The organism is Komagataeibacter sp. SM21 (assembly GCF_041402665.1).
Classification (GTDB): Bacteria; Pseudomonadota; Alphaproteobacteria; order Acetobacterales; family Acetobacteraceae; genus Komagataeibacter; species Komagataeibacter saccharivorans.
The window spans coordinates 92662-105578 of record NZ_JBGLOV010000007.1; the positions used below are offsets into that span (position 1 = coordinate 92662).

Sequence of the window (12917 nt, forward strand, 5' to 3'; positions counted from 1 at the left end):
TGCGCGGGGACGTAAACGAGATAATAATTCCCTATCCGTCACCAGCAACATTCCGTCACACTACCACCGTACAACTGTTTTTACTGGCGACCGTAAGTATCCTCGAACCGCACGATATCATCTTCCCCCAGATAGGGACCGGACTGAACCTCGATCAATGCAAGGGGGATGCGACCGGGATTTTCCAGCCTGTGTATGCAGCCCAGTGGCAGGTACACGCTCTCGTTTTCCTGCAGCATCAGTTTTTCATCATTGCGTGTGACGACGGCGGTGCCACTGACCACAACCCAGTGCTCCGCACGGTGGAAATGCTTCTGGAGCGAGAGCTTCTGCCCCGGATGCACCACGATCCGCTTGACCTGAAACCGTTCGCCCTGAATCAGCCCCTCATAAAATCCCCATGGGCGGTAGCAGCGGTTGTGAATTTCCGCTTCGGCGCGATTTGCGATTTTAAGCCGGGCGACAAGGGCCGATACATCCTGTGCATAATCACGATGGATCGCCAGAACCGCATCCGTCGTCACGACCAGCACGACATCCGTAAGCCCCGCCACGGCCGTCAACCTGCCTTCGCTGCGCACATAGCAGTTGTGGGACTGTTCCAGAACCACATCGCCCACCGTGACATTCCCCTGCGCATCCTTGTCCCCAAGTTCCCACAGGGCATTCCAGTTCCCGACATCGGACCACCCCAGATCGGCAGGTATGACAACGGCCCGGTCCGTATGTTCCATGACTGCGTAATCAATGCTGACATTGGGGCATTGCAGGAAGGATGCCGTCTCCAGACGCCGGAATGTCAGATCGCGTTCGCTATTGGCCAGCGCGCTGCGCACTGTATCGAGCACCTGTGGCGCATGTTTTTCCAGTTCGGACAGCATGACCGATGCAGGGGCCAGGAACATGCCTGAATTCCACAAATACCCCCCTTCATGCAGCATTTCCGTCGCCCGCAGCCGGTCAGGCTTTTCAGTAAAGCGTGCGACGTGAAACACGCCGTCTTCCGCCCTGTCGGGATGAAGCGGCGCCCCGGTGCGGATATAGCCATAACCCGTTTCCGGCACATCGGGCTTCATGCCGAAGGTTACGATGTAGCCTTCCCGCGCGACACTGGCGGCCTTTTCCAAAATGGCAGGCAGGCGGTCAGGATAACGGAAGGCGGCATCGGCGGCCATGATCCACAAAAGGGTATCGGGATCACTTTCCCCCGCCAGCAGGGCTGCTGCCGCAACGGCGGCGGCGGTATTGCGGGCGACGGGTTCAAGGATGATGCGCCCGTCCTCGCACCCGTTTTCACGCAACTGTTCCGCCACCAGAAAGCGGTGCGCCTGATTGCAGACCACAATGGGGGCAACGAAGGCATCGCCCGTGGCGCGTTGCAGCGTTTCACCAATCATGGTCTGTCTGGATGCCAGCGCCCAGAACTGCTTGGGGTGACTGGCGCGGGAGACGGGCCAGAGCCGCGTGCCTGTCCCGCCCGACAGGATGACGGGGGTAATGGTCCGGCTGTTGTGTTCGGGTGGGGGTACGGTTACATCCGCTGCGGTCATAAATGTCATTGATCGTTACTCCGTCCTGCGTGCTTCATGCTGTCCATGTCCGACGCTTCGGAAAGGAGACGGAACCGATCATGCCGGACATTCATATTGCGCAACGCAAGCAGGAGAAATTTCTTTGCCTCGAATAACGCGCCCGGACACATTTTTTTCCTGATTGCTGGCCAGTGTCGTACTGGCGTGACACCTGCGGGGCCGGCAGCCCCCGTTTCCCTATTACTTTTTGTTTCCTTCAGACTGCTTTGAAATTGCTAGATGCGATCCAGTTCGGGGCAACGGGTTCCGGGCGGAACGATGGAGGTCCAGTTGCGAATTGCTATGATCGGTGGGGGCTATGTTGGACTGGTCTCCGGTACGTGTTTCGCCGAATTCGGCACGGATGTCGCCATTGTTGAAACCAACCCCGATCGCCTGTCCGCCCTGCGCGAAGGGCGTATTCCAATCTACGAACCCGGCCTTGACCGTCTTGTCGCGGAAAACGTCACGGCGGGACGCCTGACCTTTGGCGATGACATGGCCGCCGCCATAAGGGGCGCGGATGCGGTGTTCCTGGCCGTAGGCACCCCTTCACGCCGGGGGGACGGGCAGGCCGACACCAGTTACGTCTATGCTGCGGTGGAACAGATTGCCCGCGTGGCGGAGGGCTATACGGTCATTGTCACCAAATCGACCGTGCCGGTGGGCACCGGGCGCGAGATTGCGCGCATAGTCCGCGCGACACGCCCCGATCTGGATTTTGATGTTGCATCCAATCCCGAATTCCTGCGCGAAGGGAACGCGATTGCTGATTTCATGCGCCCCGATCGCGTCATTATCGGCACCGATCAGTCCAAGCCCGGTGGCACGCAACGCGCGCAGGATATCCTGCGCAAGCTTTACCGCCCGCTCTACCTGCTGGAGACGCCCATGGTGTTTACCGGGCTGGAAACGGCGGAACTGATCAAATATTCAGCCAATTCCTTCCTTGCGATGAAGATTACCTTCATCAACGAAATCGCTGACCTGTGCGAGAAGGTCGGCGCGGATGTCATCGACGTTGCGCGTTCCATCGGGCTGGACGGGCGCATCGGCAAGAAATTCCTGCATCCCAGCCCCGGCTTTGGCGGGTCATGCTTTCCCAAGGATACGCGCGCGCTAACTGCCATCGGGCGCAATGCAGGCTCCCCCGTGCGGCTGATCGAGACGACCGTGGCCGTGAATGAGGCGCGCATGCAGGCCATGGCGCAGCGGATCATCGCCTTTGCCGGGGGAGATGTCAGCGGCCTTACGATCGGCGTGCTGGGACTGACCTTCAAGCCGGAAACGGATGACATGCGCGAAGCCGCATCCATCACCATCCTCGACCAGCTTGACCGGGCGGGCGCCCATATCCGCGCGTTCGATCCCGCAGGCATGCAGACGGCCCGTACGGTCCTGCCGCAATCCGTTATCTATTGCAGCGATGCGGTGGAAGTGGCGGAGGGGGCCGATATCGTGGTCGTGCTGACGGAATGGAACGAATTCCGCTCCCTTTCCCCCTACAAGCTGAAAAACCGGATGAAGGGCCGCAAGATTGCAGACCTGCGCAATATCTGGGACCCGCAGGCCATCAGGGAAGCTGGCTTCGACTATATCTCCCTCGGGCGGCCCGATACCGGGCGGCAGCCGTAATGTAACCAGCGCGGCAGGCGCGGTAAACGCGCCTGTCGCCCTATGCCTCCACAGGTGCGGCAGAGCCGCCACTGTCGGGCAGATCGTAAAAGGTGCCGCCCTTCAGCGCGGTCTCGATCTGCTCGAGCGAATGGCCGCGCGTTTCGGGCACGTAGCGCAGGACGAATACGAAGGCGGCCAGATTGATGGCGGCATACATCCAGAACGTGCCCGCCGCCCCCAGCGCCTGCACCAGTGACAGCGTGGTAAGGGAAATGAGCAGGTCCGCCGTCCAGTGCGTCGCGGCCACAAGGCTCATCCCCTTGCTGCGGCACGACAGGGGATAGACCTCCGCGCCGACAAGCCAGATGGCCACTGACAGGCTACCGACATTGAATATGGCGTAGCACACGACCGCCGCCGCCGTAATCCAGGTATTGATGCCCTGCGTGGAGCCGATGGCAAACATCGTCCCCAGCACCATGAGCGAGATGACAGCCCCCGGTATAAGCCGTAGCAGCAGCCTGCGCCGCCCCCACGCATCCACCGCCCAGCTACCAAAGGCAGTGGAGACGACCATGGCGACGCCAATGGCGATGGACGTGAGCAGCGCCGTATTCTGGCCAAAGCCCACACCCGCGAAAATGGTGGGCGCGTAATACAGCACGGCATTGATGCCGCTGATCTGGCAGAACAGCGCCACCCCCACCGATGCCACCACCGCAGGCCGCACCCATGGCTGCGCAAGGGCTGACCACGGGGCCTGCTCATCATGCATGGCGATGATGGTATCGAGTTCCCGACGCGCGGCCTGCGGGTCGCGCCGCAGGCGTTGCAGGACCTCGAACGCGCTTTCCAGATTGCCCTTCATGGCAAGCCAGCGCGGACTGCGCGGCAGGACGGACATGCCCACAAACAGGATTACCGCCGGTATGATGCCAAGGCCAAACATGAGCCGCCATGACTGGTTGCGGCACAGATACCCCGCGATGAAGGAGGCCAGAATGCCGGACACGACGGCAAGCTGGAACAGGACCACCATCTGGCCGCGTTTTTCACGCGGGGCGATTTCGGCAATATAGACCGGCACGATCTGCGAACACATGCCCACTGCCAGCCCGAGGATGAAGCGCGCGCAGACCAGAACCGCCGCCCCCGGCGACAGGGCGGCGACCAGCGTGCCCACGATAAACACCAGTGCTGCAAACATGATCATGTAGCGCCGCCCCAGCCGGTCCGACAGCGGGGCCGCGACAAGACAGCCCCCCAGCGCTCCCGCCACGATGGCGGATGTCACGACCTGCTGGCCCAGCGTGCCCAGTGCGAAATCAGGCGTGATCTGAAGCAGGGCGGCGGAGATGATGCCCGTATCATACCCGAACAGCAGACCACCCGTCGCCGCGACGCCCGCGATCAGATTTACAATACCGGAACCGGAAACCGTCTGCCTGTCCTGCGCCATCAATCCATGTTCTTTCAGTTTGCCGATACGGGCTGTTTCAGGGGAATACGCACGACCAGCCACGGGCGTTCCTGCATGTCGTGGCCATCGTGGAATACGGGCAGCCGGCCCCACTGGCCTACGGTCAGCCACAGGGCATTGTCCTTTATGGTCAGCCCGTCGGGCGCAATCAGGCGCGGGTCGTGTGCGATAACGGACAGATCGCCATTCGCCGCGCGACGCAGCACCGCATGGCGTTCGATATCCGTCAGGTACAGGCTGTTATCCAGCCCGGTGGCCATGCCATCGACCACGGAATCTTCCCCTTCATCACGCACCGCATGTTCCAGTTGCGTGGCGGATACGGCCGGATCGGCCAGCATGGCGGTGGGCGCGCTGTACAGCCTGCGGCTGGACAGGGGCTGCCAGTACAGCGTGCGTGAATCCGCACTCAACGCCACGCCGTCGATACCCCCCTGTCCCATGGCCGGATGCGCCATGTCGTAGCGGATCATGTGTCCGTCCAGTTCCATGGCGAAACCCGTCTCGGCACGGGTCGAAGGGGCATTTTCCAGCACGCGCCGCGCATAGCCGGTCGCCAGATCGATTACGATGATCGCGGGATGGTCCATAAGCGAGGTATCGCTGACATAGGCCGTGCCCTGCGGGCCATGCGTCATGTCCACGCGCACGTCATTGACATGGCTGTCCGCCCGCGTTGCACCACTGCCCAGCGGGATCGTGGCCACAATCTGCCCCGTGCGGCCATCCAGCCCGATCAGCGTGGGCGCGGGCGGCTGTTTCTGCCCCGCCACCGTGCCTTCGTCCACAATCCACAACCGGCCTGTCGCATCCACTGTCATGCCGAGGGGGGAGACGAAATGCGCCTGTGCCGCCGCATCGGGAAAGGGGACGGCCTTACCATCACGCAGCACACCCAGACGCGGGCCCTTGTGGTCAGCCGCACTACGTGGAAAGGACAGCACGATCCGCCCGTCAGGCAGGGTGGCGATGCCCGATGGCTGCATATCGGCAAAACGCGCGACAACGGTGATATTGCCCGATGGCGCCGCCCCATGGTCCACACTGTCCGCCGCGTAAGCACCCACGGGGGCCAGAAGCGCCAGCATGGCGGCAATCCGGAACCGCCGCTGAAAACCCTTGGGGAAGAAGTCTTTTCTCATGATGTCATACCTGTTTACGTATTCCTGCCCATAAGGTTTTCCATGATCAGGGCGGCCATGCCAGTGTTTAGCCGGGCGATGGATGGTGAAGGATGCGTTTCCATCGTTCCCCTACCGTGACATCTTGCCAGCAATATGACGGTTCAGGCCGTGCGGACCGTCATGGCCGAACGGATGCAGGGATAGAGCGCACGGTAGCGCGCAAGTGCGCTCGCATACGCCCCCGCAAGTTCGGCATCGGGATGTAAGGTTTCCTTGCGCTGCTGTGGCAGGCATACGGCCTCCACCGCTTCGCCCGTTACGGCGATCCGCGCGAGACGGGCCGCGCCAAAGGCGCCGCCCTGTTCCCCATGCGCCAGCCGGTGCAGTGACAGACCGGTCACGCTGGCCAGAATGGAGACCCATGTCCTGCTGCCCGACCCGCCGCCGATCACATCGGCTTCGTGCAGGACCGACCCGGCATCGGCCAGCACGTCCACGACATCCCGGAACGAGAACGCAACCCCTTCCAGCACAGCCTGTGTCATGTCGGCGCGCGTGGTGCCATGGGACAGACCCGCAAAGACACCCCGAATGTCGCCATCGTTGTGCGGCGTACGTTCCCCGGACAGATAGGGCAGGAAAATGACGGGGGACGGACGGGTAATCCGATCCGGCAGTTCAGCCAGAAGCGCGGCTTCCCCCATGCCGGTGGTCCGCGCCCACCACGCCAGCGAGGACGCGGCGGAAAGCGTGACGCCCATCTGATGCCACATATCCGGCACGGCATGGCAGAAAGCGTGGATGCCGCCTTGCGGATGCGGACGGAAACGGTCCGTCGTCACCCACGCCACACCGGAGGTCCCCAGCGACAGGAAGGACGAACCGGCACGCACCGCCCCCAGTCCCACCGCACCGGCGGCATTGTCCCCCGCACTACCCGCCAGAACGGGGCGGGTAGTCATGCCCCACCGTCGCGCCAGTCCGGCATCCAGCACGCCTGCGCGCGCCGTGCCTTCAACCAGCGCGGGCATGGCGTCGCGCGTAAGATCAGTCGCGGCCAGCGCCCCATCCGACCAGCAGCGGTTGCCGACATCGAGCCACAGGGAACCCGATGCGTCGGACATGTCCTCGATCATCTCGCCGGTCATGCGGTAACGCAGCCATGCCTTGGGCAGCAGGACGTGCCGGGTGGCGACGAAGATATCGGGCTCGTTCTGCGCCACCCATATCAGTTTAGGGGCTGTAAAGCCGGGCATGGCCATGTTTCCGCAGACCTGTCTGGACTGCGCAAACCGGTGTTCGAACGTGGCGCATTGCGCTGCCGCACGCACATCGTTCCACAGGATGCACGGACGCAGCACATTACCGTCACGCCCCAGCAGAACGGCCCCATGCTGCTGACCGGACAGGCCAATACCCTTTACCGCCGCCATTTCGCGTGGACAGGAGGCGGCAAGGGCATCCATTGCCGCCAGCAGGGCAGTCCACCAGTCCTCCGGCGCCTGTTCATTCCAGCCGGGATGGGGGGAGGAGACACGTAACGGATGCGTATGGCTGCCTTTAACCTGCTGGTCGCCATCGACCAGAACAGCTTTCAGGGCAGAAGTACCCAGATCAATTCCGACAAACATTATTATTCCCGTGCCTTAACTGGCATGCCAGCGTAGCTATTATTGTTTTGCCGCGTCTTTATGCCGACCAGTGAAGGCATAGGACCTGACGCATGGCAAGTCCGGCGCGCGCACCTTGTAGTGAGGTAAAGCGCCGGAAATTTCTTCCCGACAGCCATATGCAACGCATGGTGATGGGACAGTAAAAGGACTTCCATGCACAAAACAACGCCACCCAGCAGGGTGGGTTAAACTATCCATCCGGTAAAAAACATTTTATTGCCCAATCATGACTTAATATATCAGGGCCAATACGCTCCATCGGGAACCGGTATGAGTGTCTGCTGACCACGGCGGCACATAAGATTTACGTCTCCGCGCTACACGCAAAAAGACATGGCCCCAACAGAAAAGGGAGAGGTCATGCCCCTCCCCCTCAATCTGGTATGGTTGAAGTAATGAAGGCTTCCCGCCCCTTACGATGCGGTCTTTTCCAGACTGGCATCCTTCATACATGTCGTGACCAGTCCGTTAAGTGTATCCGCGGCTTCCAACTGCGGCATATGCCCGATATCGGGCAGGATGTGGCGCACGATACCGGCGGGCAGTCCCTCCGACTGGGCTACAGGCAGGATTTCGTCTTCCTGACCCCATACAAGCGTTACCGGAATCCTTGTGGCCTCCAGAACCGGTCGCAGGTCATCACCCTGCCTGCCATTGGGGAAGCAGGCGGCCGAGACCTTGCGCAGGGCTGCTTCCGCACCATCAAGGCGCTTGTAGCGCAGTACATCATCCGCCATGCGGCGGCCGATCAGGGTCTTGTCATGCACAAGGTATTTCAGCACGTCCTGCAGGGTGCGGACACGATCGGCCTCGATAAAGCCCGTGATGAAATCCATGTTGATCTGCGGCCCCAGACCGGCGGGTGCGATCAGGGTAAGCGAGGCAACGCTTTGCGGTGCGACATGCGCCAGCGTCAGCGCAATGCCACCGCCGAGGGAATGCCCCATCACATGCACGCGCGTCAGCCCGAGTTCGGCCAGCAACTGGACCGTGACCTCCGCAAAGAAGGCCAGCGTGCCCGGTCCCACATCCTTTGATGACCCACCATGCCCCGGCAGGTCGAAGGCGATGACCCGCCGCCCCTGCGCCAGTGCTGCCTGATTGAGCATCCAGTTCTTCAGGTCACCGCCAAAACCGTGGATCAGCAGGAGCGGTATTTCATCCCCCTCCCCCCGGTCATGCACGCGCAGGGTATGGCCGCCCACGGTCAGCGTGGTGGGTTCATCCGTCTTCGCATCCGCGCCCTGATCGGTCGAGGACGCAGCGAAATCCGCCTGAAAACGGGTGATGAACGCATCAATATCCGCGTCCGTTACCGCCGCATCCGCCACGACACCGATCAGCGCGCCAACGGGCAGCATCTCGCCATTGCTGGCGACCTGCCGCCGCAGCCTGCCGGTCACGGGGCTTTCGAAGGTATTGGTGATCTTGCTGGTTTCGATATCAACCAGTTCATCGCCGGTCTTTATGTCCGAATCAGGGGAAACCATCCATCCGGCAATCTTGCCCTCCGTCATGGCAAGGCCGAATTTGGGCATGGTAATGGGGGTGATGTCCTGCGTCATGTCAGACTTTCTCCACTACACGATGTTTCATGGTGGCGGTCACCGCCGCCTCGATCTTTTCCACACTGGGCAGGTACAGCGTTTCCAGCACGGTAGCGAAGGGAACCGGCGTATGCGGCGGTACCACGCGGCGGATGGGCGCGCGCAGGGTATCGAATGCCTCTTCCGCCACCAAAGCTGCAATATCGGTCGCCATGTTGCAGCGCGGGCTGGATTCATCAACGATAACCAGACGCCCCGTCTCCGCCACTGATTCCAGTATTGTTTCACCATCCAGCGGCGATGTGGTGCGCGGGTCGATGACCGTACAGCTTATGCCCTTTTTTTCCAGCCGGTCAGAGGCCTGATTGGCGTAGCCCACCATACGGCCAAAGGCGACGATGGTGACATCGGTTCCCTCGCGCGTCAGGTTCGCCTCGCCCAGCGGGATGGTATAGGCCTCGTCCGGCACGTCCTCCTCATCGTCATACATCACCTTGTTTTCAAGGAAGATGACGGGATCATCGTCCCGGATGGCTGAAATCAGCAGGCCCTTGGCCTCATAAGGGGAGGACGGGATCACCACCTTCAGCCCCGGAATATGGGTAAAGAGGGGGTACAGCGCCTGACTGTGCTGGGCGGCGGCATTGAAACCCGCGCCGTACATGGCGCGGATGACAAGCGGGGTGCGCGCCTTGCCGCCAAACATGTACCGGAACTTGGCGGCCTGGTTCATGATCTGGTCAAGGCAGCAGCCGACAAAATCGACAAACATCAGTTCCGCCACCGGGCGCAGGCCGGTTACGGCGGCACCGGCGGCGGCACCGATATAGGATGCCTCGGTAATCGGGGTGTCGAGTACGCGACTGTCCCCGAACTCTTCCAGCAGTCCCCTGGTCACGCCCAGCACACCGCCCCACGCATCCTTTATGCCGGCGGACCCGCCCCGGCCACCGGCCACGTCCTCGCCCATCAGGACCACTGTCGGGTCACGACGCATTTCCTGCCGCAGGGCCTCGTTAATGGCCTGACGAAAGCTTTTTTTGCTCATTATGTGTTTCTTTCGTAGCTGGAGGGACCGGATCAGTACCGCACATACACATCGGCCAGCAGGTCGGGCGACTGCGGCAGCGGATCGCTTTTGGCTTTCCTTACGGCGGCCTCGATCTCGTCAGCGACGGCTGTATCGATTTCATCAAGTGCGCTGGCCTCGAACAGGGCCGCCTCCGTCACGCGCTGGCGGAACAGTTTCAGGCAGTCATGGTCGCGTCGGGCCTCGGCCACTTCATCTGGTGCGCGATAGGTCATCGCATCGCCTTCAAAATGACCATACCAGCGGGCCAGATGGACATGCAGCATGACCGGCCCGTTCCCGCCGCGCGCATGGGCGATGGCCTCCCCCGCGGCCTGATGGACGGCAAAATAGTCCGAACCATCACACTCCATATACGGCATGCCAAAGGCCGCCGCCCGCGCCTGCTGGGTGCCCGCGCAGGCATAGGAAGCACCCGTCGCTTCCCCGTAGCCATTATCTTCCACCACGAATACGGCTGGCAGTTTCCACACCGTAGCCAGATTGAGGCTTTCGAGGGTCGATCCTTCGTTGGATGCGCCATCACCATAAAATGCGACCGCCACCCCACCATTGCGCAGGGTCTTGTGCGACAGGGCGGCCCCGCAGATCAGCGGCGGTCCACCCCCCACGATCCCGTTTGCCCCCAGCATGCCGCAGGTCAGGTCGGCAATATGCATCGACCCGCCCTTGCCCCGGCATACGCCGGTGCTGCGACCATAGATTTCGGCCATCATGCCGCTGACTTCCACGCCCTTGGCTATGCAGTGGCCATGGCCGCGATGGGTGCTGGCGATGGTGTCCTTATCCGTCAGATTGGCGCACACGCCCACGGCGGAGGCTTCCTCACCACAATACAGGTGTACGAAGCCGGGAATTTCGCCGGTTGCGAATTCTACATGCAGGCGCTCTTCAAACATGCGGATCGTGCGCATGGCCCGGTAGGAGCGCAGCAGCGTTTCACGCGCTATTTGCATGGGTATTTCCCTTGTTCTTTTCAGGACCCGCCAGACAGGAACGCACACATGCGGGCGGGCACGGCACCAGCACACACCCGGACACGACGCACGGGCAAGGATACCCGCCCCCGTTTCACACCCATGTGACGGGCATGGTCCAAAGTGTCGCGAAACCGCGACACCTCGCCGCGTGTTTAGCCGCCACCTCAACCATATCGTTCTGGCGCAAAGAAACCGCATGCTGAACCGTTCCCGCGTCGTCTCACCCGTTTCATCGGCTCCTGCCGCGCTGCATGCGGGGCTGGATGCTTCGTGGCGGCGATGTCAGCACGACTACGGTCTTGACCCGGCTTCTCCCACCCTGCCCGATGTGCTGTCCGGCGCGGAACTGCGCCAGTGCAGCCAGCAGGTGGGGCGAGTGCTGCATTTCGCCGGACCTGAAATGGACCGCCTGCACGGTCTGCTGGAACCGGGGGGCTATACCGTCATGCTGTCCAACGCATCGGGCGTGGTCGTGATGCATCGCGCGGAGCGTTCGATCCAGCGCGGCTGCCGCCGGTGGCACCTGTGGCCGGGCGCCATATGGAACGAACGCAGCGTGGGAACGAACGGCATCGGCACCTGCCTTGCGGAACAGCGCGGCACAAGCGTGCATCGTAACCAGCACTGGCGCAGCGGGCTGCACGGGCTGACCTGTATCGCCATGCCCGTTTATGACGCATCCGGTCGTCTGGCGGGCGCCCTCAACGCCAGTACTTTCCATGTCACGGCAGAAAACAGCACAATGAATGCACTGGTCAGCAGCAGCCTGCTACAGGCTGCACGCCAGATTGAACAGGCCTGTTTCATGGATGTCTACCGCAACCATGCCATCATGCTGCTGGGCATGGCGGATGCTACGTCCACGCCGATGCTGGCGCTGGATCAGGACCGCCGGGTGGTGGGGGCCACCCATGCCGCGCGCCAGCATATGGGCATAGCGACGGCGCAGGAAATCCACATGTGTCTGCTGGACAATGCGACAGGCCCCGTGACGGCCGCCCCGCTGCGCGAAGCACAGATCATGGCCATTGATACGGCGCTGGCCTGCGCGCGCGGCAAGGTTGCCGTGGCCGCGCGCATGCTGGGGATCAGCCGCTCGACGCTGCACCGCAAGATCCGCAACCTTGCGGGCACGCCCAGCGCAAAACGAGCCTGAAAGACAGCGGACAATTCCGCTCATCCACAATAAACCGGTTACTTCCCTTCATGGACACGGCGCATGCGCTTACGCCACAAATCCGGCACCCGCCATAAAACCAGCATCCCCAGTATTGCCGCATAACCAACGCTGGTGGCGTTATACGTCTTGAACGCCATAAGGAAATGCACGGCCACCAGCAGGGCGACGCCATACACAAGGCGGTGCAGTCGGCCCCACTGTCGCCCCAGCCTGCGCATGGACCAGTTAGTGGATGTCGCCGCCAGCAGCGACAGAAGAACAAAGGCCACAAACCCGAGCAAGAGGAAGGGGCGGTGTGTAATATCCTGCACCAGCACGCCCAGATTACCCTGCTGGTCCAGTATGACATAGGTCCCCACATGCAGGCACGCATACGCAAAAACCAGCAGCCCCAGCATGCGCCGGTAACGCAGCAGGCTGTAACCCGCAAGCACCCGCAGCGGCGTTACAAGCAGGGTCAGGACAAGAAAACGCACCGCCCACAACCCAAGCCAGCGTTCAAATACATTGACCGGGTCCGGACCAAGCCGATCCTGCGCACCGTACCAGAAATACACGGCGGCAGGCAGCAGGCCGAGCAGTGCGATAATCCACACCTCTCCCCGCCAGGGTACGACCACATGATTACGGCCCGACCGGATAATACGCGGCATGG

General features: G+C 61.8%; 10 protein-coding genes. 2 read left to right on the forward strand and 8 right to left on the reverse strand.

Going from position 1 to position 12917, the window contains the following annotated elements; all coding sequences use genetic code 11:
* Nucleotides 1–80 precede the first annotated feature (80 nt).
* Nucleotides 81–1559: a mannose-1-phosphate guanylyltransferase/mannose-6-phosphate isomerase gene (locus ACBR42_RS08940; protein WP_371207777.1), complete on the reverse strand. Its 1479-nt coding sequence runs from the start codon at nucleotides 1557–1559 to the stop codon at nucleotides 81–83.
* A gap of 315 nt (nucleotides 1560–1874) precedes the next feature.
* Here ACBR42_RS08940 and ACBR42_RS08945 point away from each other — a divergent pair, with 315 nt between their 5' ends.
* Nucleotides 1875–3206, forward strand: a complete 1332-nt coding sequence (locus ACBR42_RS08945; RefSeq protein WP_118962312.1) for a UDP-glucose/GDP-mannose dehydrogenase family protein — start codon at nucleotides 1875–1877, stop codon at nucleotides 3204–3206.
* 40 nt (nucleotides 3207–3246) lie between these two features.
* Here ACBR42_RS08945 and ACBR42_RS08950 read toward each other — a convergent pair whose 3' ends face one another.
* The 6 genes from ACBR42_RS08950 to ACBR42_RS08975 all read right to left on the reverse strand — a co-directional run bounded on the left by ACBR42_RS08950 (nucleotide 3247) and on the right by ACBR42_RS08975 (nucleotide 11058).
* Nucleotides 3247–4647, reverse strand: coding sequence for a sugar porter family MFS transporter (locus tag ACBR42_RS08950; RefSeq protein WP_118963521.1), 1401 nt, complete (start codon nucleotides 4645–4647; stop codon nucleotides 3247–3249).
* A gap of 14 nt (nucleotides 4648–4661) precedes the next feature.
* On the reverse strand, nucleotides 4662–5810 hold the full coding sequence (locus ACBR42_RS08955; RefSeq protein WP_371207778.1) for an L-dopachrome tautomerase-related protein: 1149 nt from the start codon (nucleotides 5808–5810) through the stop codon (nucleotides 4662–4664).
* Between the two features lie 143 nt (nucleotides 5811–5953).
* Nucleotides 5954–7423, reverse strand: a complete 1470-nt coding sequence (gene xylB / locus ACBR42_RS08960) for a xylulokinase (RefSeq protein ID WP_371207779.1) — start codon at nucleotides 7421–7423, stop codon at nucleotides 5954–5956.
* 455 nt (nucleotides 7424–7878) lie between these two features.
* Complete coding sequence (locus ACBR42_RS08965) at nucleotides 7879–9030, reverse strand: acetoin dehydrogenase dihydrolipoyllysine-residue acetyltransferase subunit (protein ID WP_102324362.1); 1152 nt, start codon at nucleotides 9028–9030, stop codon at nucleotides 7879–7881.
* 1 nt (nucleotide 9031) lies between these two features.
* Nucleotides 9032–10060, reverse strand: a complete 1029-nt coding sequence (locus ACBR42_RS08970; protein ID WP_371207780.1) for an alpha-ketoacid dehydrogenase subunit beta — start codon at nucleotides 10058–10060, stop codon at nucleotides 9032–9034.
* A 32-nt stretch (nucleotides 10061–10092) separates the two neighbouring features.
* Nucleotides 10093–11058 carry a thiamine pyrophosphate-dependent dehydrogenase E1 component subunit alpha gene (locus ACBR42_RS08975; protein ID WP_132305952.1) on the reverse strand — a complete coding sequence of 322 codons (966 nt, stop codon included), beginning with the start codon at nucleotides 11056–11058 and terminating at the stop codon, nucleotides 10093–10095.
* A gap of 220 nt (nucleotides 11059–11278) precedes the next feature.
* Between ACBR42_RS08975 and ACBR42_RS08980 the strand changes: the two genes are divergently transcribed.
* Nucleotides 11279–12238: a helix-turn-helix domain-containing protein gene (locus ACBR42_RS08980; protein ID WP_371207781.1), complete on the forward strand. Its 960-nt coding sequence runs from the start codon at nucleotides 11279–11281 to the stop codon at nucleotides 12236–12238.
* Between the two features lie 38 nt (nucleotides 12239–12276).
* On the opposite strand, the gene msrQ is transcribed toward ACBR42_RS08980, so the two are convergent.
* Nucleotides 12277–12915: a protein-methionine-sulfoxide reductase heme-binding subunit MsrQ gene (gene msrQ / locus ACBR42_RS08985; RefSeq protein WP_371207782.1), complete on the reverse strand. Its 639-nt coding sequence runs from the start codon at nucleotides 12913–12915 to the stop codon at nucleotides 12277–12279.
* Between the last annotated feature and the right edge of the window lie 2 nt (nucleotides 12916–12917).